Annotated in this window: 20 protein-coding genes; 6 read left to right on the top strand and 14 right to left on the bottom strand. The window is 72.9% G+C overall.

The features are described from left to right. Window positions 1-98 precede the first annotated feature (98 nt). Entirely contained in the window at window positions 99-365 is a 267-nt protein-coding gene (locus tag ABTY20_RS04760; protein WP_351995567.1) for a GlsB/YeaQ/YmgE family stress response membrane protein, read from the bottom strand. Window positions 366-457: 92 nt separating this feature from the next. Between ABTY20_RS04760 and ABTY20_RS04755 the strand changes: the two genes are divergently transcribed. Continuing rightward, the gene (locus tag ABTY20_RS04755) at window positions 458-1,714 is read left to right on the top strand and encodes an APC family permease (protein ID WP_351995566.1); all 1,257 of its coding nucleotides are present in this window, start codon (window positions 458-460) and stop codon (window positions 1,712-1,714) included. 68 nt (window positions 1,715-1,782) lie between these two features. Here ABTY20_RS04755 and ABTY20_RS04750 read toward each other — a convergent pair whose 3' ends face one another. The 12 genes from ABTY20_RS04750 to ABTY20_RS04695 all read right to left on the bottom strand — a co-directional run bounded on the left by ABTY20_RS04750 (window position 1,783) and on the right by ABTY20_RS04695 (window position 13,171). After that, window positions 1,783-2,175, bottom strand: coding sequence for a YccF domain-containing protein (locus tag ABTY20_RS04750; RefSeq protein ID WP_351995565.1), 393 nt, complete (start codon window positions 2,173-2,175; stop codon window positions 1,783-1,785). Then, the gene (gene htpX / locus ABTY20_RS04745; protein WP_351995564.1) at window positions 2,172-3,035 is read right to left on the bottom strand and encodes a zinc metalloprotease HtpX; all 864 of its coding nucleotides are present in this window, start codon (window positions 3,033-3,035) and stop codon (window positions 2,172-2,174) included. The genes ABTY20_RS04750 and htpX overlap by 4 nt, the downstream gene beginning before the upstream one ends. 205 nt (window positions 3,036-3,240) lie before the next feature. Next, window positions 3,241-4,740 (bottom strand): NADH-quinone oxidoreductase subunit N, encoded by a 1,500-nt coding sequence (locus ABTY20_RS04740; RefSeq protein WP_351995563.1) that lies wholly within the window; start codon window positions 4,738-4,740, stop codon window positions 3,241-3,243. After that, complete coding sequence (locus ABTY20_RS04735) at window positions 4,737-6,311, bottom strand: complex I subunit 4 family protein (protein WP_351995562.1); 1,575 nt, start codon at window positions 6,309-6,311, stop codon at window positions 4,737-4,739. The genes ABTY20_RS04740 and ABTY20_RS04735 overlap by 4 nt, the downstream gene beginning before the upstream one ends. Before the next feature lie 6 nt (window positions 6,312-6,317). After that, complete coding sequence (locus ABTY20_RS04730) at window positions 6,318-8,315, bottom strand: NADH-quinone oxidoreductase subunit 5 family protein (protein WP_351995561.1); 1,998 nt, start codon at window positions 8,313-8,315, stop codon at window positions 6,318-6,320. Beyond that, on the bottom strand, window positions 8,312-8,704 hold the full coding sequence (gene nuoK / locus ABTY20_RS04725) for an NADH-quinone oxidoreductase subunit NuoK (RefSeq protein WP_351995560.1): 393 nt from the start codon (window positions 8,702-8,704) through the stop codon (window positions 8,312-8,314). Before nuoK ends, ABTY20_RS04730 begins: the two co-directional genes overlap by 4 nt. Beyond that, window positions 8,704-9,336, bottom strand: a complete 633-nt coding sequence (locus ABTY20_RS04720) for an NADH-quinone oxidoreductase subunit J family protein (RefSeq protein WP_351995559.1) — start codon at window positions 9,334-9,336, stop codon at window positions 8,704-8,706. Before ABTY20_RS04720 ends, nuoK begins: the two co-directional genes overlap by 1 nt. Next, window positions 9,333-10,007 (bottom strand): NuoI/complex I 23 kDa subunit family protein, encoded by a 675-nt coding sequence (locus ABTY20_RS04715; RefSeq protein WP_351995558.1) that lies wholly within the window; start codon window positions 10,005-10,007, stop codon window positions 9,333-9,335. Before ABTY20_RS04715 ends, ABTY20_RS04720 begins: the two co-directional genes overlap by 4 nt. Then, window positions 10,007-10,975 carry a complex I subunit 1/NuoH family protein gene (locus ABTY20_RS04710; RefSeq protein ID WP_351995557.1) on the bottom strand — a complete coding sequence of 323 codons (969 nt, stop codon included), beginning with the start codon at window positions 10,973-10,975 and terminating at the stop codon, window positions 10,007-10,009. The genes ABTY20_RS04715 and ABTY20_RS04710 overlap by 1 nt, the downstream gene beginning before the upstream one ends. Beyond that, window positions 10,972-12,177 carry an NADH-quinone oxidoreductase subunit C gene (locus ABTY20_RS04705; RefSeq protein ID WP_351995556.1) on the bottom strand — a complete coding sequence of 402 codons (1,206 nt, stop codon included), beginning with the start codon at window positions 12,175-12,177 and terminating at the stop codon, window positions 10,972-10,974. Before ABTY20_RS04705 ends, ABTY20_RS04710 begins: the two co-directional genes overlap by 4 nt. Further along, window positions 12,174-12,788 carry an NADH-quinone oxidoreductase subunit B gene (locus ABTY20_RS04700; protein WP_351995555.1) on the bottom strand — a complete coding sequence of 205 codons (615 nt, stop codon included), beginning with the start codon at window positions 12,786-12,788 and terminating at the stop codon, window positions 12,174-12,176. The genes ABTY20_RS04705 and ABTY20_RS04700 overlap by 4 nt, the downstream gene beginning before the upstream one ends. Further along, a complete protein-coding gene (locus ABTY20_RS04695) occupies window positions 12,779-13,171 on the bottom strand; it encodes an NADH-quinone oxidoreductase subunit A (RefSeq protein ID WP_093765436.1) in 393 nt (130 codons plus the stop codon). The genes ABTY20_RS04700 and ABTY20_RS04695 overlap by 10 nt, the downstream gene beginning before the upstream one ends. A gap of 232 nt (window positions 13,172-13,403) precedes the next feature. On the opposite strand from ABTY20_RS04695, the gene ABTY20_RS04690 reads away from it, so the two are divergent. From ABTY20_RS04690 to ABTY20_RS04670, 5 genes are all read left to right on the top strand, one after another. After that, complete coding sequence (locus ABTY20_RS04690) at window positions 13,404-14,669, top strand: sensor histidine kinase (protein ID WP_502991744.1); 1,266 nt, start codon at window positions 13,404-13,406, stop codon at window positions 14,667-14,669. Window positions 14,670-14,781: 112 nt separating this feature from the next. Further along, the gene (locus ABTY20_RS04685) at window positions 14,782-16,146 is read left to right on the top strand and encodes a sensor histidine kinase (protein WP_351995553.1); all 1,365 of its coding nucleotides are present in this window, start codon (window positions 14,782-14,784) and stop codon (window positions 16,144-16,146) included. Window positions 16,147-16,371: 225 nt separating this feature from the next. Beyond that, window positions 16,372-17,043, top strand: coding sequence for a LuxR C-terminal-related transcriptional regulator (locus ABTY20_RS04680; protein ID WP_351995552.1), 672 nt, complete (start codon window positions 16,372-16,374; stop codon window positions 17,041-17,043). 133 nt (window positions 17,044-17,176) lie between these two features. Beyond that, window positions 17,177-19,108, top strand: coding sequence for a 2-oxoacid:acceptor oxidoreductase subunit alpha (locus ABTY20_RS04675; protein WP_351995551.1), 1,932 nt, complete (start codon window positions 17,177-17,179; stop codon window positions 19,106-19,108). Beyond that, window positions 19,101-20,159 (top strand): 2-oxoacid:ferredoxin oxidoreductase subunit beta, encoded by a 1,059-nt coding sequence (locus ABTY20_RS04670; RefSeq protein ID WP_351995550.1) that lies wholly within the window; start codon window positions 19,101-19,103, stop codon window positions 20,157-20,159. Before ABTY20_RS04675 ends, ABTY20_RS04670 begins: the two co-directional genes overlap by 8 nt. 34 nt (window positions 20,160-20,193) lie before the next feature. Here the strand turns inward: ABTY20_RS04670 and ABTY20_RS04665 are convergent, their stop codons facing one another. Beyond that, complete coding sequence (locus tag ABTY20_RS04665) at window positions 20,194-20,574, bottom strand: winged helix-turn-helix transcriptional regulator (protein ID WP_351995549.1); 381 nt, start codon at window positions 20,572-20,574, stop codon at window positions 20,194-20,196. Window positions 20,575-20,636 lie beyond the last annotated feature (62 nt).

Below are 20,636 nucleotides of genomic sequence, written 5' to 3'. Positions count from 1 at the left end.
TGGCGTTCGCACGCCGCACGGGCGCGGGGAAGGACGGACACCCGAGCGGTGACCGCCCTTCCCGCCCGCCGCGGGCCCCGGGGGCCCGCGGTCCGCGGTCAGTCGCGGGAGTGGCCGAACAGGATGCGGTAGGCGATCAGCAGGACCAGCGAGCCGCCGATCGCGGCGACCCAGGTGGTGCCGTCGTAGAAGTCCTCGGCGATCGGACGGTCGAGCCAACGGGCCGAGATCCAGCCGCCGATGAAGGCGCCGGCGACACCGATCAGCGTCGTGCCGACGAGACCGCCAGGATCGCGTCCGGGCAGCAGGAGCTTCGCCACCGCCCCGGCCAGCAGTCCCAGGATGATCCAGCTGATGATCGTCATGCCCCGTACCTGCCCTTTCCTGCCGCCCTTGCACCATGAGGGACGTCACGGGCGCGCCTGCCGGTTGCGCGCGGACAGTAGGGTGCGGCCCCATGACGCACCCCTCCGGACCCGGACTGCGCCGCACGCTCGGCGTCGGTGACGCCGTGGTCATCGGTCTCGGCTCGATGGTGGGCGCCGGGATCTTCGCCGCCCTGGCGCCCGCCGCGCGCGCGGCCGGTTCCGGACTGCTCCTCGGGCTGGCGGTGGCCGCCGTGGTCGCCTACTGCAACGCCACGTCGTCGGCGCGCCTCGCCGCCCGTCACCCGGCCTCGGGCGGCACGTACGTGTACGGGCGCGAGCGGCTCGGGGACTTCTGGGGTTACCTCGCGGGCTGGGCGTTCGTGGTCGGGAAGACGGCCTCCTGCGCGGCGATGGCCCTCACCGTGGGCGCGTACGTCTGGCCGGGGCAGGCGCACGCCGTGGCGGTCGCCGCCGTGGTGGCGCTGACCGCGGTGAACTACGGCGGTGTCCGGAAGTCCGCGTGGCTGACGCGGGCGATCGTGGGTGTGGTCCTGGCCGTCCTCGCTCTGGTGGTGGTCGTGTGCCTGGCCTCGGGGGAAGCCGGTGCCGGGCGGCCGGGCAGCGGGGTGTCCGGCGGCGCCGGCGGGGTGCTGCAGGCGGCCGGCCTGCTGTTCTTCGCCTTCGCCGGGTACGCCCGTATCGCGACCCTCGGTGAGGAGGTCCGGGATCCGGCGCGCACCATCCCCCGGGCGATCCCGCTGGCCCTGGGCATCGCGCTGGTCGTGTACGCGGCCGTCGCGGTGGCCGTCCTCTCGGTACTGGGGCCGGAGGGGCTGGGCGGGGCCACCGCGCCGCTCGCCGACGCGGGGCGGGCCGCCGGCGCTCCCTGGCTGGTGCCGGTGGTGCGGGCGGGGGCGGCGGTGGCCGCGCTGGGGTCGCTGCTCGCCCTGATCCTGGGTGTCTCGCGGACGACGCTGGCCATGGCCCGGGACCGGCATCTGCCGGGTGCCCTCGCCGTCGTGCACCCGCGGTTCCGGGTGCCGCACCGGGCGGAGTCGGCCGTGGGCGCGGTGGTCGCCGTCCTGGCCGCCACGGTGGACGTGCGGGGCGCGATCGGGTTCTCCTCCTTCGGTGTGCTGGCGTACTACGCGGTGGCCAACGCGTCGGCCTGGACGCTCGATCCACGGCCGGTGACGCGGGTGGTGCCGGCGGTGGGGTTCGCCGGGTGCCTGGTGCTGGCGTTCTCGCTGCCGCGGGTCTCGGTGGCCGTGGGCGCGGGGGTGCTGGCGGCGGGGGTGGCGGTCTACGGCGTGCGGCGGGGGTCGGGGGCGGGCCGCGGCCGGTAGCCGTGGCGGGTCCGGGGCAGCCGTGCTCGCGGGTGCGGCGGGCTCCCCGGGTGCGTCCGGCCCCTTCGTCAGCGCTGTGCGAACGTCTGGTCGGTGCGCACGATCTCCCGGCCCAGCGGGAACAACGAGACCGGGATCAGCTTGAAGTTGGCGATGCCGAGCGGGATGCCGATGATCGTCACGCACAGGACGATGCCGGTGAGGACGTGGCCGAGCGCCAGCCACCAGCCGGCCAGGAGCAGCCAGAGCACGTTGACGAGGAAGGAGGGGGCTCCCGCGTCCCGGCGCTCGACCGTCGTGTACCCGAAGGGCCACAGGGCGTAGAGGCCGATGCGGAAGGCGGCCACGCCGAAGGGGATGCCGATGACCGTGACGCAGAGCAGCACGCCCGCGAGCAGGTAGCCGAGGAACAGCCAGAAGCCGCTGAGGACGAGCCAGATGAGGTTCAGGATGGTCTTCACTGGTGGTGACCTGCCATCTTCTCGAGCCGGGCGATGCGTTCCGTCATCGGCGGGTGGGTGGAGAACATCTTCGAGAGCCCCTGGCCCGGCCGGAACGGGTTCGCGATCATCATGTGACTGGCCGTCTCGATGCGGGGCTCGGGGGGCAGGGGAAGCTGCCTGGTGCCGTGTTCCAGCTTGCGCAGGGCGTCGGCGAGGGCGAGGGGGTCGCCGGTGAGCTGGGCGCCGGAGGCGTCGGCCTCGTACTCCCGGGAGCGGCTGACGGCCAGCTGGATGAGGGAGGCCGCGAGCGGTCCGAGGATCATGATCAGCAGCATGCCGAGGAGGCCGGGGCCGTCGTCGTCGTCCGAGCGGCCGATCGGGATCAGCCAGGCGAAGTTGACCAGGAACATGATCACGGAGGCGAGGGCGCCGGCCACCGAGGAGATCAGGATGTCCCGGTTGTAGACGTGGCTGAGCTCGTGGCCGATGACGCCGCGCAGCTCCCGTTCGTCGAGCAGGCGCAGGATGCCCTCGGTGCAGCACACGGCCGCGTTGCGCGGGTTGCGGCCGGTGGCGAACGCGTTGGGGGCCTCGGTCGGGGAGATGTACAGGCGCGGCATGGGCTGGCGGGCCTGGGTGGAGAGCTCGCGGACCATGCGGTACAGCCCCGGGGCCTCGAACTCGCTCACCGGGCGGGCGCGCATCGCCCGCAGGGCCAGCTTGTCGCTGTTCCAGTACGCGTACGCGTTGGTGCCCAGCGCGATCAGGACGGCGACGACGAGCCCCGTGCGGCCGAAGAAGCCGCCGATGACGATGATGAGTGCGGACAGTCCCCCGAGGAGGACCGCTGTCCTGAGCCCGTTGTGCCGGCGGTGCACGGTGCGCCCTCCAAGTCGTGCGGCAGGGGGACCCTTGCTTGCTGATCTTCTTCTGACCTGCGCTCTCCACTGGCCTCGTGGTGTCACGTCCAGTGGACCCTCCCGTACCGGTCAACGCCAGGCGAAGGGCACTAGTTCCCTTGTGCGCGCGGTGGCGCGTGTCAACCGTCCGGGTGACGGCCGTCCCGGGCGGTGCCCGGTGTGGTCAGAAGAGACCGGTGCCGGTGAAGCGCAGGACCAGCTGGGGGGCGCCGGAGAGGGCGATGCCGAGGACGCCGGTCAGGGCGAGGGCCGCGGTGAGGGGGGCGGGGAGCCGGTGCTTCACCGGCTCGCCCTCGGGGGCGCGGAACAGCAGGGCCGTCCACCGGAGGTAGTAGACCAGCGCGATGACGACGTTGACGGCCATGACGACGGCGAGCCAGCCCAGTCCGGCGTCGACGGCCGCGGAGAACACGGTGACCTTGGCGAAGAGGCCGATGACGCCCGGCGGGAGTCCGGCGAGGCAGAGCAGGAAGAAGCCCATCAGGAGCGCGGTGAGGGGGCTGGAGGCGTAGAGGCCGCGGTAGTCGGCGACGCGGTTGGGGCGGTGCGCGCGGCCGACGAGGGCGGCCACGGCGAACGCACCCAGGTTCACGGCGCCGTACATGAGGGCGTAGGCGACGGTGGAGCCGATCGGCTTCTCGGCGTCGTCGGAGTACGCGGCGGCGGCGATCGGCACCAGGAGGTAGCCGGCCTGGCCGACGGACGACCAGGCGAGGAGGCGTACCGCGCTGTGTGCGCGCGTGGCCCGCTGCCTGAGGGCGCCCACGTTGCCGACGGTCATGGTGAGGGCGGCCAGCGCGGCGAGGGCCGGGCCCCAGACGTCGGCGTACGACGGGAGGGCGACGACGGTGACGAGGATCAGGCCGGAGAAGCCGACCGCCTTGCCGATGACCGACAGGTAGGCGGCGATGGGCAGAGGGGCGCCCACGTAGGTGTCGGGGACCCAGAAGTGGAAGGGGACGGCGGCGGTCTTGAAGGCGAAGCCGACGAGGGTGAGGACGACGCCGGTCTGGGTGAGGGTGTGGAGCTGTCCGTCGACGCCCTGGACGCGCTCGGCGACCAGGGTGAGGTGGAGGGTTCCGGTGGCGGCGTAGACGAAGCTGATGCCCAGCAGGCTGACCGCGGTGGCGGTGACGGAGGACAGGAAGAACTTCAGGGCGGCTTCGGAGGACTTCCGGTCGCCGTGCCGGAGGCCGACCAGGGCGAAGGCGGGCAGGGAGGCGACCTCCAGGGCGACGACGAGGGTCGCGAGGTCGCGGGAGGCGGGCAGGAGGGCGGCGCCGGCCGCGGAGGAGAGGAACAGGAACCAGTACTCGCCCTCGGGGAGCCGCTTGCGTTCGTCCTTCAGGGCGGTGACCGACAGGAGGGCGGCCAGGAGGGCGCCGCCGAGCACCAGGAACTGGATGACGAGGGTGAAGCGGTCCGCGGTGTAGCTGCACACGCCTTCGTCGCCGACCAGGCAGAAGGTGCTGCGGTCGGCGTCGAGGAGGGGCAGCAGCATGAGCGTGGCGGCGGCGAGGCCGGCCACCGAGAGCCCGCCCAGGAGCGGTTTGCGCCTCTCGTCGACGAACAGGTCGGCGACGAGGACGACGAGTCCGACGACGGCCGTGATGGTGGGCGGCGCGATGGCCAGCCAGTCGACGGACTGGACGAGGGAGCTCATCGGGTGCCTCCTGCGAGGAGCTGCTGCACGGCCGGGTCGGTCAGGCCGAGGAGGGCCCCCGGCCAGAGGCCGGCGACGACGGTGAGGACGACGAGCGGGGTCCAGGCCGCGAACTCGTGGGAGCGCACGTCGGTGAGGTTCGGGGTGTCCTGGTGCACGGCGCCCATGCAGACCCTGCGGACCACGACCAGCAGGTAGGCGGCGGTCAGCAGGGTGCCGAACGCGCCGATCGCCGTGAAGGTGAGGAAGGCGGGGCGGCTGAGGCCTTCGGCGGGGTCGAAGGCGCCGAACAGGGCGAGCATCTCGCCCCAGAACCCGGCGAGGCCGGGCAGGCCGAGGGAGGCGACGGCGGCGAAGGCGAGCAGGCCGCCGAGGCGCGGGGCCCTGCCGTAGAGGGCGGCGCCGGTCTCCTGCGCGAGGGTGTCGAGGTCGGTGCTGCCGGTGCGGTCCTTGAGGGCGCCGACCAGGAAGAACAGCAGGCCGGTGATGAGGCCGTGGGCGACGTTGGCGAACAGGGCGCCGTTGACGCCGGTCGGGGTCATGGTCGCGATGCCGAGGAGGACGAAGCCCATGTGGCCGACGGAGGAGTAGGCGATGAGGCGCTTGAGGTCGCCCTTCGCGCCCCGTCTCGCGAGGGCCAGGCAGGCGAGGGATCCGTAGATGACGCCGACGACGGCGAAGGCGGCGAGGTACGGCGCGAAGGTGCGGAAGCCGTCCGGCGCGGCGGGCAGCAGGATCCGTACGAACCCGTACGTGCCCATCTTCAGCAGGACGCCGGCCAGCAGGACCGAGCCGACGGTCGGCGCGGCGGTGTGGGCGTCGGGCAACCAGCTGTGCAGCGGCCACATCGGGGTCTTCACCGCGAGCCCGATCCCGATCGCCAGTACCGCGGTGACCTGCACGGACGTGGTCAGGAACCGGCCGTTGTCAGTGGCGAGCGCCACCATGTCGAACGTGCCCGCCTCGATTCCGATCAGGAGCAGGCCGAGCAGCATGACCACGGAGCCGAGCAGCGTGTAGAGGATGAACCTCCAGGCGGCCCCGGCCCGGCCCTCGCCGCCCCAGCGGGCGATGAGGAAGTACATCGGGACGAGGACCGTCTCGAAGGCGAGGAAGAAGAGGATCAGGTCGAGGACGGCGAAGGTCGCCAGGGTGCCGGACTCGAGGACGAGCAGCAGGGCGACGAAGGCCTTCGGGGACGGTCCCGCGGGCGGCTTGAAGTACGCGTGGAGCGCGCAGAGGAAGGTCAGCAGCGCGGTCAGGACCAGAAGGGGGAGGGAGATGCCGTCGGTGCCGAGGTGGATGCGCACGTCGAGTGCGGGGATCCAGCTGATGTCGGTCGTGGCCTGCATCGTCGACGGCCGGTCGTGGTCGAAGCCGAGCGCGAGGACGGTCGCCGCGACGAGGACCGCGCCGGTGACGGTCACGCCGTGGCGGAGCACCGCCTGGTCGGGTGACTTCCCCTTCAGTCCGGGCGGGGCCGGCAGGAGGGCGGCGGCGGCGCCGAGGAGCGGGCCGGCGACGAGGAACACCAGGAGGAACCGCATCACGGACTCGTTGATATCGATCACGCCTGCTCACGCTCCCGTGGCGACGAGGACGGCGGCGACCGCGAGGACGACGGTGCCGGCGAGCAGCGCGCTCACATAGGTCTGCAGATTGCCCGTCTGGGCCCGTCGTACGGCGGCGCCGAGCCAGCGGGGCAGTGTGCCCGCGCCGCGTACGTAGGTCTCGACGACCTCGCGGTCGAGGAACCGGACGAGGCTCGCGCCGGCCCGGACCGGGCGGACGAAGAGGGTCGTGTACACGGCGTCCAGGTGGAAGCCGGCGGCCGCGTGGCGGTGCAGCGGGCCGAGCAGCAGCCGTCCGGGGTCCGACGGGTCGGGCGCGTACGCGATGTCTCCGTAGGCCGGTTCGTGGGTGGCGATGGCCTCCGCCTCGACCCGCCCGGCGTCGCCCTCGGGGTGGGCGGCGACGGCACCGAGGGGGACGCGGGCGGCGGCGTGTGCGGTGGTGTGCCGCCAGGTGCCGTAGGTGATGATGCCGCCGACCAGCGCCACGCCCGTGCCGAGCACGGAGGTGGTGAGCGTCGGGGCCAGGTCGTGGCCGTCGAACCAGTCGGGCAGTACGCGGAAGGCGAACCCGCCGAGCGCGAGGGACGGTACGGCCAGCACCCACAGCACCGTGGTCATCGTCAGCGGCTGCCTGCCGTGGTCGGGCGCCTCGACGCCGTGTCCGCGGAAGGCCAGCAGCCACAGCCGCGTCGCGTACGCGGCGGTGAGCAGGGCGGTGACGAGGCCGGCGAGGAGGACGATCCAGCCCGCCGCGGCGGGAGCGTGTCCGGTGTGGCCGGTGACGACGTGTTCGGCCGCGCCGAGGACGGCCTCCTTGGAGAAGAAGCCGCTGAAGGGCGGGATCGCGGCGAGCGCGAGGAGCGCCACGGTCATCGTCCAGTAGGCGTCGGGGACCCGGTCCCGCAGGTGGCCCATGCGGGACATGGCGGCCAGTGAGTTGGTGCCGGCGGCGTGGATGACCACGCCGGCCGCGAGGAACAGCAGCGCCTTGAAGGCGCCGTGGGACAGGAGGTGGAAGACGGCGGCGTCGCGGTCGGCGACGGCGAGGGCGCCGGTCATGTAGCCGAGCTGGCCGATCGTCGAGTAGGCGAGGACGCGTTTGACGTCGTCCTGGGCGAGCGCTGCGAGCGCCGAGCCGGCCATGGTGACGGCGGCCATGACGGCGAGGACGACCATCGCGGCCTGCGAGGCCTCGAAGAGCGGGAGGAGACGGGCGATGAAGTAGACGCCGGCGGCGACCATGGTCGCGGCGTGGATCAGCGCGGAGACGGGGGTCGGGCCCGCCATCGCGTCGGGGAGCCAGGTGTGCAGCGGGAACTGCGCCGACTTGCCGGCCACGCCCGCCAGGAGCAGCAGGGCGATGAGCGTGGGGTGTTCGATGCCGCCGTTCGCGACGGCGCCGAGGATCCGGGTGATGCGGAAGGAGCCGGCCTCGGTGGCGAGGGCGAACAGGCCGATGAGGAAGGGGACGTCGCCGAGCTTGGTGACCAGGAAGGCCTTGAGGGAGGCGGCGCGGGCCTCGGGGGTCTCCCAGTAGTGGCCGACGAGGAAGTAGGAGCAGATGCCCATGACCTCCCAGCCGACCAGCAGCACCATCAGGTCGCCGGAGTAGACGACCAGGAGCATCGCGGAGGTGAACAGGGAGACGAGGGCCGCGTAGGAGGGGTAGCGCGGGTCGTCGCGCAGGTAGCCCGTCGAGTAGATCTGCACGCAGCCGGCGACGGCGGTGACCAGGACGGCGGTCAGCGCGGCGAAGCCGTCGATGTGCAGGGCGAGTTCGATCGGGACCGAGCCGGTGGGGGTGAGCTCGGTCGCGGCGTCGACGGCCTGGCCGCCGCCCTGGCGCCAGGCGACCGCGGCGGCCAGTGCGAGGGAGGCGAGCGTCGGCAGGACGGCGAGCGGGCGGACGAAACCGGGGGCGGTGCGGCCCAGGAGGAGCCCGGCGAGCGCGCCGAGGAACGGAAGGAGGGGGACGAGGACGGCGAGGGTGGTCGTGGTCACGCGGTGGCCTCGGCCTTCTCGCCGGCCGTCTGCAGTGCGGCGGCCTCGCCGTCGGGGCCGTCGGGCTCGTGACCCTCGGCGGTGTCGCGGAGCTTGTCGATGTCCGAGGTGCCGCGGTTGCGGTACACGGCGAGGACGATCGCCAGGCCGATGCCGATCTCGGCGGCGGCGACGGCGATGGTGAACAGGGCCAGGGCCTGGCCGGAGTGCAGGGTCTCCTCGGCGGTCCGGCTGAGCCAGACGTCGAAGGCGACCAGGTTCAGGTTGACGGCGTTGAGCATCAGCTCGACCGACATCAGGACCAGGATCGCGTTGCGGCGGGCGAGGACGCCGTACAGGCCGGTGCAGAAGAGGAGCGCGGACAGGACGGCCGGATAGGCGAGGTGCATCAGCGGGCCCCTTCCGTGGCGCGCCGGGTGTCCGCCGTGCGGGCCGCGGCGTCGGCCTTCGCCCTGCGGGACAGGACGATCGCGCCGACGAGGGCGGCGAGGAGGAGGACGGAGAGGGCCTCGAAGGGGAGGACCCAGTGCTGGAAGAGGCTCGCGCCGGTCACCTCGGTCGAGCCGGCGGGGGCGCCGTCCAGGTCGATCCAGGTGGTGCGGAAGGCGTCCACGACCACCCAGACCAGGGCGGCCGCGGCGGCCACCGCCACGGCGAGGGCGACCCGGCGGTTGCCGGAGTCGGCGTCCGGTGAGCGGCCGATGGGGGCCCGGGTGAGCATCAGACCGAACAGGAGGAGGACGACGACGGAACCGACGTAGATGAGGACCTGCACCCAGGCGATGAACTCGGCGGTGAGGAGGAGGTATTCGACGGCGAGTCCGCCGAGGGCCACCACCAGCCACAGGGCGGCGTGCACCAGCTGCCGGGTGGTGACGGTGATGACGGCGGCCCCGAAGGTGACCAGGCCGACGAGGAGGAAGGCGATCTCCACTCCGGTCGGGGAGAGGAAGCCGCGGGACTCGGCCGCCAGGTTCACGCTGCCGGCCGCGAGGCCGCCGAGAGTCGCTGCGGGGGTCATTCCCGGCCCTCCTGCCGTGGCTGGTCCACCTGCTGCTTCGAGTCGCCCGCCGGCCGTGCGGGCGACTCGGCGGCGCGGGCCTGTTCGTCGGCGTGCGGCTCGGTGCCCGCCGACGGCTCCGAGGGCGGGGCCGTCGTCCCCGCGGTCCGGGCGGCGGCCGACTTCTCGGCGGCCTTGCGGGCGGCGGCGAGTTCCTTCGGCTCCTCGGCGCCGGGGTCGAGGGCGGGCGGGGCCGGGACGGTCCACATCCACTCGCGGAGCTTGTCGCGTTCGTGGGTGAGGTCGCGGATGTCGGTCTCGGCGTACTCGAACTCCGGGGACCAGAACAGCGCGTCGAAGGGGCAGACCTCGATGCAGATGCCGCAGTACATGCACAGGGAGAAGTCGATGGCGAACCGGTCGAGGACGTTGCGGCTGCGTTCGCGGCCGCCGGGGGCCGCCGCCGGGACCGTCTCCTTGTGGGAGTCGATGTAGATGCACCAGTCCGGGCACTCGCGGGCGCACAGCATGCAGACCGTGCAGTTCTCCTCGAACAGGCCGATCACTCCGCGGGTGCGGGGCGGGAGGTCGGGCTGGGTGTCCGGGTACGGGGCGGTGACGGACTTCCTCGTCATCGTCCGCAGGGTGACGGCCAGGCCCTTGGCCAGGCCGGAGCCGGGGATCGGGGCCATCAGAGGAACACCACCTTGACGACGCCGGTGAGGGCGATCTGGGCGAGGGACAGGGGGACGAGGAGGGTCCAGGAGAACTTCTGGAGCTGGTCCTCGCGCATGCGGGGGTAGGTGACGCGCAGCCAGATGACGACGAAGGCGAGGAGCGCGGTCTTCAGCAGGGTCCAGAACCAGCCGAGCCCGTCGGCGCCCCAGGGGCCGTGCCAGCCGCCCAGGAAGAGGACGGTGGTCAGGGCGCACAGGACGACGATCCCGGCGTACTCGGCGAGGAGGAAGAGGGCGAAGCGCAGGCCGGTGTACTCGGTGTACGCGCCGAAGATGATCTCCGAGTCGGCGACCGGCATGTCGAAGGGCGGGCGCTGCAGCTCGGCGAGGCCGGCGACGAAGAAGACGAGCGCGCCGGTGATCTGCCAGGGCAGCCACCACCACTCGAAGGCGTCGAGGATGCCGACGAGGGAGACGGTTCCGGCCGCCATCGCCACCGAGGCGGCGGTGAGCAGCATCGGGAGTTCGTAGGAGAGGAGCTGGGCGGCGGTGCGCAGGCCGCCGAGGAGGGAGAACTTGTTGGCGGAGGCCCAGCCGGCCATGAGCGAGCCGAGGACGCCGACCCCCATGACGGCGAGGACGAAGAACACGCCCGCGTCGATCACCTGGCCGACCGCGCCCTCGCCCGGTCCGACCGGGACGGCGAGCAGGACGAGGAGGTAGGGCAGGAGGGCGACGGCGGGGGCGAGCTGGAAGACGCGGCGGTCCGCGCCGGCCGGGACCACGTCCTCCTTCTGCGCGAACTTCACGCCGTCGGCGATGAGCTGGGCCCAGCCGTGGAAGCCGCCGGCGTACATCGGGCCGAGGCGGCCCTGCATGTGGGCCATCACCTTGTGCTCGGTCTGCCCCACGAGCAGGGGGAAGGTGAGGAAGACGACGAACACGGCCAGGAGGCGCAGGGCGACGTCGAGCACGTCGTTCACCGCGGGCCTCCTGAGGGGTCGTCGGGGGCGGGGTTCCCGGGGTCGCTTCCGGGCTCCGGGCGGGGCTCGGGGGCCGCGCCGGCGTCGGGCTCCGCCTCCGTCCCGGGCCGGGCGGAGGCGGGGCGGGCGTGGTGCCAGGGGGCGTCCGGGCTGCGGGGAGCGGCGGGAGGCCTCCGGTCCCGGCGGTCCTCGGTGGGCGCGGAGGCCGGTGCGCCGCCCGTCGACGCGGGTTCCCCGGACGGCTCCGGGGTCCTCGGCGCGGCAGCGCGCTGACTCGCGGACCCCCCGGACGCGGTGCGCGCCCGGCGGGGGCCGCCGCCCGCGGCAGGACCCGGACGCTGCGACGCCGACCCCTCGCTCGCGCTCCTCGTACGTCGTGCGGGGGCGGCGGCCGGCCCGGGGGACGCCTCCGCGGCCCGGCTCGCCGAGCCCTCCGCCGCCGTCCGGGTGCGGCGGGGCGGAGTCGTGGGCCGGTCGGGGGGCTCCGGGGCGGCCGACTGGCTCGCCGAACCCTCCGCCGCCGTCCGGGTGCGGCGGGGACGGTCCCCCGCCCCCGCCGCTCGGGGCGCGCCCGCCGCCGTCCTGCCCGCGCCCCGGGCCGGGCGGGCCGGGGCCGGGGGGAGCTGCCCCTTGAGGGGACCCCATTCGTTCGGGTCGGGGACACCGGGGGGAAGCATCTGGCGGCGCTTGGGGCCGCCGTGCGCCGCGCCCGCCGCCTGCTCCCCGGGTTCCTTGGCGCCGGGCCAGGCCTTGGCGACCCGGGCGGCGAGGACGAAGTCCTTGCGCAGGGGGTGGCCCTCGAAGGTGTCCGGCAGGAGGAGGTGGTCCAGCCCCGGGTGACCGGTGAAGTCGACGCCGAACATCTCGTGCGTCTCGCGCTCGTGCCAGGCGGCGCCCGCGTAGACGTCCACCGCGGAGGGCAGCACCGGGGCCTCGTGCGGCACCGTGGTGCGCAGCAGCAGGCGCCGTACGGGACGCAGGGCGGCGACGTGCGCCGTGACCCGGAAGCCCGTGCCGGGTTCGTCGACCGCGCTCAGCCAGTCGAAGAAGGTGCAGCCGGCACGGTCGCGCGCGGCCTCCAGCGCGGTGATCCAGGAGGCGGGCGGCACGTCGACGGTCAGGACGCCGTACGACTCCTCCGCCGTGGCCTCCGTACCGAACAGTTCCTCGGCGTCGGCGGGGAGCCAGCCGACCGCGGTCATCGGTCCTCCCCCTCACCGGACGGCGCCGGCGGCCGGACCAGCCCGCTTCGCAGCGCCGCCGTGGACGGCCGCGCGCCGCCGCCGGTCCCGTACCGCTCCCCCAGCGACTCCCGGGCGATCTTCTCCTGGAGCTTCAGGATCCCCTGGAGCAGCGCCTCGGGCCGGGGCGGGCAGCCGGGGACGTACACGTCGACCGGGATGATCTGGTCCACGCCCTTGGTGACGGAGTAGGAGTCCCAGTACGGGCCGCCGCAGTTGCTGCACGCGCCGAAGGAGATGACGTACTTGGGCTCGGGCATCTGCTCGTACAGGCGCTTCACCGCGGGCGCCATCTTGTCCGTGACCGTGCCGGAGACGACCATCAGGTCGGCCTGGCGCGGCCCCGGCGCGAAGGGGATGACGCCGAGGCGGATGAAGTCGTGGCGGGCCATCGACGCGGCGATGAACTCGATCGCGCAGCAGGCGAGGCCGAAGTTGAAGACCCACAGCGAGTAGCGGCGGCCCCAGTTGAGGACCACCTTCATCGGCTCGGGTGCCAGCCGGGCGAGCGCGCCGAGCCGCTTCGGTTCCGGGAGCAGGACGGGCTCGGGGGCGGCAGGGTTCACGTCCATGTCAGGACGCCCTTCTTGTATGCGTACAGCAGACCCACGGCGAGGAAGCCGAGGAAGACGAACATCTCCACGAGGGTGGCCGCGCCGTAGCCGTCGGCGGCGAAGACGGTCGCCCAGGGGAAGAGGAAGATCGAGTCGACGGCGAAGATCACGTAGAGGAAGGCGTAGACGTAGTAGCGGACCTGGGTGTGGGCCCAGCCCTCGCCGACGGGGTCGACCCCGCACTCGTACGTCAGGAGCTTCTCGGGCGTGGGGACCACCGGCCGCAGCAGGCGTCCCGCCCCGAAGGCGACGGCGACGAACAGCAGGCCGACGACGGCGAGCAGTCCGACGACCGAGTAGGACTGGAAGTAGTCCGCCGCGACGACGGTCGTTTCCCGCACGTCCGCCCCTCACTCCCTTGATCGACGCCCTGGCCCGTGCCTGTGCCGTGCCCGTGATCCGTGCCGGTGAACGTCACGGTTCGACGGTCCGCACGCACGGGAGTCTAGGCCCTCGTAAATGCACCGTAAGCAGCCCGTCGCGGCCCGGCACGCGGGGGGTGGGGTTTTCCCCCGTGCGTCCTGGCGGTCCGCCTCATGGCGCGAACCCCCGGCTCCGGGCACGCTGATGCCCATGACCGAACCCTTCCCGAGTCCGGGCGCGCCCGTCACCGCAGTTCCGGATCCGGCCGGACGCGGCGACCGCCCGCCGCCGGCCCGCTTCGCGTACGACGTGCACACCTGGAAGGAGATCGCCCATCTCCTGGCGAACCTGCCGGCGTCGCTGATCGGCTTCGTCTACACGGTGACCATGCTGTTCACCAGTGCCGGGCTGACCGTGACGGTGATCGGGTTCCCGCTGCTCGCGCTCGGGCTGACGGGCTCCCGGCTGCTGGGCGGGATGGAGCGGGCGCGGGCCAGGAAACTGCTCGGGGTGCGGGTGGAGGAGCCGAGCCGGCTGCCGTGGGGCGGTGGTGCCGGAGGGTTCTGGCGGCCGCTGTGGATGGCGCTGCGGGACCCGGTGGGCTGGCGCACGGTGCTGTACGAGCTGATACGGCTGCCGTGGGGCGTGCTCACCTTCGTGGTCACGCTGACCGGTCTGTTCGTGCTGTGGCCGGTGCTGCCGTTCGTCGTGCGGGCCCTGACCAACGCCGACCGCGCGATGGTGCGCGGCCTGCTGTCGCCCTCCGACGAGCTGGAGCGGCGCATCGCCGAGCTGGAGTCCGACCGGGGCGTGGTGGTCGACACGGCGGCGGCGGACCTGCGGCGCATCGAGCGCGATCTGCACGACGGGGCGCAGGCCCGGCTGGTCAATCTGGCGATGGGGCTGGGACTGGCCAAGGAGAAGCTGCTGGAGGACCCCGACGCCGCGGCGTCGATGGTCGAGGAGGCGCACGGCGAGGTGAAGCTGGCGCTGCAGGAGCTGCGGGACCTGGCCCGCGGGATCCACCCGGCGGTGCTGACCGACCGGGGCCTGGACGCCGCGCTGTCCTCGGTCGCCTCGCGCTGCACGGTGCCGGTGAAGGTGACGGCCGACCTGGACGAGCGGCCGGCCGCCGCCATCGAGGGCATCGCCTACTTCACCGTCTCGGAGCTGCTGCAGAACGTCAGCAAGCACAGCCGGGCCCGGTCGGCCTCGGTGGACGTGTGGCGGTCGGAGGACCGGCTGTTCATCCAGGTGCGGGACGACGGGTGCGGGGGCGCGAGCCTGGACGGCGGGACCGGCATGCGGGGCCTCGCCGACCGGCTGGGCGCGGTGGACGGCCTGTTCGTCGTGGAGTCGCCGCAGGGCGGTCCGACGACGGTGACGGCGGAGCTGCCGTGGCGGGACCGTTCCGGCGCCCCGGCCGGGGACGCACCCGGGGCCAGGAGGGCGGCCGGGAAGGTGGTCGGGGGGTAGGGAAAACCCCCCGCCCAAGACTGCGACGGACTCCATGGTCCGTCGACCTGCGGCGGAGGAGTCTGGAGGTACGACACAGCACAGCCGCCGGACGAGAAAAGGGACGACGTCGATGGCCACGGAGTACGGACAGGGCTACGGGCTCCTCACGGAGTCCGGGCATCCCGGGCGCACCGGGGGGCGGCGGCACCGGCTGCCGGCCGCGCTGCGGGCGCCGGTCGAGGGACGCGCCTGGCGCGAGCTGGGGCACGTGCTGCTGAGCCTGCCGATCAGCATCCTGCTGTTCACCTACGCGGTGACGATGGTGTCGCTGGGGGCGGGTCTGCTGGTGACGTTCCTCGGCGTCCCGGTGCTGGCGGCGGCGCTCGCCGGCTGCCGCGGGTTCGGGGCGGTCGAGCGGGCGCGGGCGCGGGGGCTGCTGGGCCTGGAGGTGGGCGAGCCGGAGCCGCTGCGGATGAGGCGGCAGGGGTTCATGGCGTGGATCGGGGCCGTGCTCAAGAGCGGCGCCTCCTGGCGGGCCCTGCTGTACGCGGTGCTGCACATGCCGTGGGCGGTGCTCTCCTTCACCGTCTCCGTGACCGTCTGGTCGGTGGGCTGGTCGCTGCTGACGTATCCGCTGTGGTTCTGGGTGCTCCCGACGTACGCCGGGCAGGACGGCATACAGCTGTACGGCGACGAGCACCACCGGATCCATCTGGACAACCCGTTCGAGATCGCGGTCACCACCCTGGTGGGGCTGCTGTTCACGCTCGCCACGCCCTGGATCGTGCGGGCGCTGACGATGGTGGACCGGGTGATGGTGCACGGGCTGCTCGGGCCGTCGCGGCTGGCCACGCGGGTGGTGGAGCTGGAGTCGGACCGCGGGGTCGTGGTGGACACGGCGGCGGCCGACCTGCGGCGCATCGAGCGCGATCTGCACGACGGGGCGCAGGCCCGGCTGGTGGCCCTGGCCATGGACCTGGGGCTGGCGAAGGAGAAGCTGCGGGAGGATCCGCAGGTCGCGGCACGGATGGTGGACGAGGCGCACGGCGAGGTGAAGACGGCGCTGCAGGAGCTGCGGGACCTGGCCCGCGGGATCCACCCGGCGGTGCTGACCGACCGGGGCCTGGACGCCGCGCTGTCCTCGGTCGCCTCGCGCTGCACGGTCCCGGTGCAGGTGGAGGTGGACCTGACGGAGCGGCCCGCGCCGGCCATCGAGGGGATCGCCTACTTCACCGTCTCGGAGCTGCTGCAGAACGTCAGCAAGCACGCGCGGGCGACCTGGGCGGCCGTGGAGGTGTGGCGGACGGAGAACCGGCTGATGCTCCAGGTGGTGGACAACGGTGTGGGCGGCGCCGAGGTGTCCGGGGGTTCCGGGCTGGCCGGGCTGGCGGAGCGGCTGGACGCGGTGGACGGGATCCTGGTGGTGGACTCCCCGGCGGGCGGTCCGACGCGGGTGACCGCCGAGCTGCCGTGGCGGGCGGAGCGGACCCGGTGAGCGCGGGCTGAGACCGGCGGAACCGGCGGCGGGTGCGGGCCTCGGGCCGGCACCCGCCGCGTCGACGGCGGGTGCCGGCGGCCCGTCGCCCCGGTCTTCCGGCACTCCGGCGGCCGTCGATCGCGGTGCCGCGCCGCATTCCCCGCCGGATGCTGGAATGCTGGGCCCGACGACCGGGTCCGCCACGGGGGCGGGCACGGATCAGGGTCATGGGGGCCGAGGAACATGGAAGACAGGGTGCGGGTGGTCATCGCCGAGGATTCGGTGCTGCTGCGGGAGGGCCTGACCCGGTTGCTGACCGACCGCGGGCACGAGGTCGTGGCCGGGGTGGGGGACGGCGACGCGCTGATCGAGACGATCACCGAGCTGGACGGGGAGAACCTGCTCCCGGACGTCGTGGTGGCCGACGTGCGGATGCCGCCGACGCACACCGACGAGGGCGTGCGGGCCGCGGTGCGGCTGCGCAGGACGCATCCGGGCGTGGGGGTGCTGGTGCTGTCGCAGTACGTGGAGGAGCGTTACGCCACGGAGCTGCTCGCGGGTTCCAGCCGCGGCGTCGGCTACCTGCTCAAGGACCGGGTGGCCGAGGTCCGTGAGTTCGTGGACGCGGTGGTGCGGGTGGCCCGGGGCGGCACGGCGCTGGACCCGGAGGTGGTCGCCCAGCTGCTGGGGCGCAGCCGCAAGCAGGACGTGCTCGCGGGGCTCACCCCGCGCGAGCGGGAGGTCCTGGGCCTGATGGCGGAGGGCAGGACCAACTCGGCGATCGCCAGGCAGCTGGTGGTCAGCGACGGCGCCGTGGAGAAGCACGTCAGCAACATCTTCCTGAAGCTGGGGCTGTCCCCGAGCGACGGCGATCACCGGCGGGTGCTGGCCGTGCTCACCTACCTCAACTCCTGAGCGGGGCCGCCTTCGTGTCGTGTCCATCATGCGAATGACCCGGGGAAGGCGCCCCTTGCGGACGTAGGGTTTATGCGGGGAAGGCCTGTGGGAAGGCCGTCCCGGACAGCCGCCCTCGAGGAGGTCCAGTTCAGTGACCAGTCAGGTCAGCAGCACAGCGGAGCAGGCCGACGGAGCAGTCGTGGGGGAGCAACGCACGGCGGCGGGCGGGAAGGACGTCCGCCGGCTCGACCGGGTGATCATCAGGTTCGCGGGGGACTCGGGTGACGGCATGCAGCTCACCGGTGACCGTTTCACCTCGGAGACCGCGTCCTTCGGCAACGACCTCTCCACCCTGCCGAACTTCCCGGCCGAGATCCGCGCGCCCGCCGGCACCCTGCCCGGCGTGTCGTCCTTCCAGCTCCACTTCGCCGACCACGACATCCTCACCCCCGGCGACGCGCCGAACGTGCTGGTGGCGATGAACCCGGCCGCGCTGAAGGCCAACGTCGGGGATCTGCCGCGCGGTGCGGAGATCATCGTCAACACCGACGAGTTCACCAAGCGGGCGATGCAGAAGGTCGGCTACGACTCCTCGCCGCTGGAGGACGGTTCGCTCGACGGCTACCACCTGCACCCGGTGCCGCTGACCACGCTGACCGTGGAGGCGCTCAAGGAGTTCGACCTCACCCGCAAGGAGGCCGAGCGCAGCAAGAACATGTTCGCCCTCGGCCTGCTGAGCTGGATGTACCACCGGCCCACGGAGGGCACGGAGAGGTTCCTGCGGTCGAAGTTCGCGAAGAAGCCGGACATCGCGGCGGCGAACATCGCGGCCTACCGGGCGGGGTGGAACTTCGGCGAGACGACGGAGGACTTCGCGGTCTCCTACGAGGTGGCCCCGGCGGCGAGGGCGTTCCCGCCCGGCGTCTACCGCAACATCTCGGGGAACCTGGCCCTGTCCTACGGGCTGATCGCCGCGTCCCGCCAGGCGGACCTGCCGCTCTACCTCGGCTCCTATCCGATCACCCCGGCCTCGGACATCCTGCACGAGCTGAGCCGGCACAAGAACTTCGGCGTGCGGACCTTCCAGGCGGAGGACGAGATCGCCGGCATCGGCGCGGCGCTGGGGGCGGCCTTCGGCGGTTCTCTCGCGGTCACCACCACGTCCGGGCCGGGGGTGGCGCTGAAGTCCGAGACGATCGGGCTCGCCGTCTCGCTGGAGCTGCCGCTGCTGATCGTGGACATCCAGCGCGGCGGCCCCTCCACCGGTCTGCCGACCAAGACCGAGCAGGCGGACCTGCTGCAGGCGATGTACGGCCGCAACGGTGAGGCACCGGTCCCGGTGGTCGCGCCCCGCACCCCGGCCGACTGCTTCGGCGCCGCCCTGGAGGCGGCCCGGATCGCGCTGACCTACCGCACGCCGGTGTTCCTGCTCTCCGACGGCTACCTCGCCAACGGCAGCGAGCCCTGGCGCGTCCCGGAGCTGCAGGAGCTGCCGGACCTGACCGTGCGGTTCGCGCAGGGGCCGAACCACGCGCTGGACGACGGCACGGAGGTGTTCTGGCCCTACAAGCGCGACCCGCAGACCCTGGCCCGCCCCTGGGCGATCCCCGGCACCCCGGGTCTGGAGCACCGCATCGGCGGCATCGAGAAGCAGGACGGCACCGGCAACATCTCCTACGACCCGGCCAACCACGACTTCATGGTCCGCACCCGGCAGGCGAAGATCGACGGCATCGACGTCCCCGACGTCGAGGTCGACGACCCGGACGGGACCGCGCGCGTGCTGGTGCTCGGCTGGGGTTCGACCTACGGGCCGATCACCGCCGCCGTGCGGCGGCTGCGCCGGGCCGGCGAGCCGGTCGCGCAGGCGCACCTGCGCCACCTCAATCCCTTCCCGCGCAACCTCGGCGCGGTCCTCCAGAAGTACGACAAGGTGGTGGTCCCGGAGATGAACCTCGGACAGCTCGCCACCCTCGTCCGGGCGAAGTACCTGGTCGACGCCCAGTCGTACAACCAGGTCAACGGCATGCCGTTCAAGGCGGAGCAGCTCGCCGCGGCGCTGAAGGAGGCCATCGATGACTGACCCCAACGCCCTTCTCCAGCTGGTGCCCAAGGCCGAGGGTCGGCAGTCCATGAAGGACTTCAAGTCCGACCAGGAAGTGCGCTGGTGCCCCGGCTGCGGCGACTACGCCGTCCTCGCCGCCGTGCAGGGCTTCATGCCCCAGCTCGGCCTGGCGAAGGAGAACATCGTCTTCGTCTCCGGCATCGGCTGCTCCTCCCGCTTCCCGTACTACATGAACACCTACGGGATGCACTCCATCCACGGCCGCGCCCCCGCCATCGCCACCGGCCTCGCCACCTCCCGCCGCGACCTGTCCGTCTGGGTCGTCACCGGTGACGGCGACGCGCTCTCCATCGGCGGCAACCACCTCATCCACGCCCTGCGCCGCAACGTCAACCTCAAGATCCTGCTGTTCAACAACCGGATCTACGGCCTGACCAAGGGGCAGTACTCCCCCACCTCCGAGGTCGGCAAGATCACCAAGTCGACGCCGATGGGGTCGCTGGACGCGCCCTTCAACCCGGTGTCGCTGGCGATCGGCGCGGAGGCGTCCTTCGTGGCCCGCACCGTCGACTCCGACCGCAAGCACCTCACCGAGGTCCTGCGCCAGGCCGCCGACCACCCCGGCACCGCGCTCGTGGAGATCTACCAGAACTGCAACATCTTCAACGACGGCGCCTTCGAGGTGCTCAAGGACCGGCAGCAGGCCGAGGAGGCGGTGATCCGCCTGGAGCACGGGCAGCCGATCCGCTTCGGCGCCGAGGGCGCGAAGGGCGTCGTACGGGACCCGGCCACCGGTGACCTGAGGGTCGTCGCGGTGACGGCGGAGAACGAGGCCGACGTCCTGGTCCACGACGCCCACGCCGCGTCCCCGACCACGGCGTTCGCGCTGTCCCGGCTCGCGGACCCGAACACCCTGCACAACACCCCGATCGGCGTCTTCCGCTCCGTCGACCGGCCGGTCTACGACACCCTGATGGCCGACCAGCTCGACACCGCCGTCGAGCAGCAGGGCAAGGGCGACCTCGCCGCGCTGCTCGCCGGCGGGGACACCTGGACCGTCGTGGGCTGAACCCCGCCGAGGACCGGGACGAGGCCCGGGCGCCCTAGGGCGCCCGGGCCTCGTCGTACGCCTGGCGGGCGGCGAGGACGTCGGCCAGGCGCTTCTCGGTCCACAGGGCCAGGTCGCGCACCTGCTCGGCCGCCTCGCGGCCCAGGCCGGTGAGGGAGTAGTCGACGCGGGGCGGGATGACCGGCCGGGCGTCGCGGTGGACCAGGCCGTCGCGCTCCAGGGTCTGGAGGGTCTGGGTGAGCATCTTCTCGCTGACCCGGCCGATCGCCCGGCGCAGTTCGCTGAAGCGGTGCGGACGCTCCAGCAGCCGGATCAGCACCAGCACGCCCCAGCGGCTGGTCACGTGCTCCAGGACCAGCCGGTGCGGGCACATCGCCTCGGCGTCGCTCCGCCGCCCACCGTCACTTACCGCCATGCCCGTACCTTACTTCAAGGTGGGCACTTTCCAAAAGTTAGCGCTTCCCTTAGGGTTGGTGA

The organism is Streptomyces sp. NPDC126497 (assembly GCF_040302425.1).
Classification (GTDB): Bacteria; Actinomycetota; Actinomycetes; order Streptomycetales; family Streptomycetaceae; genus Streptomyces.
Note: the sequence above shows the minus strand (reverse complement) of the source record. Positions and strands in the feature narration are given on the sequence as shown.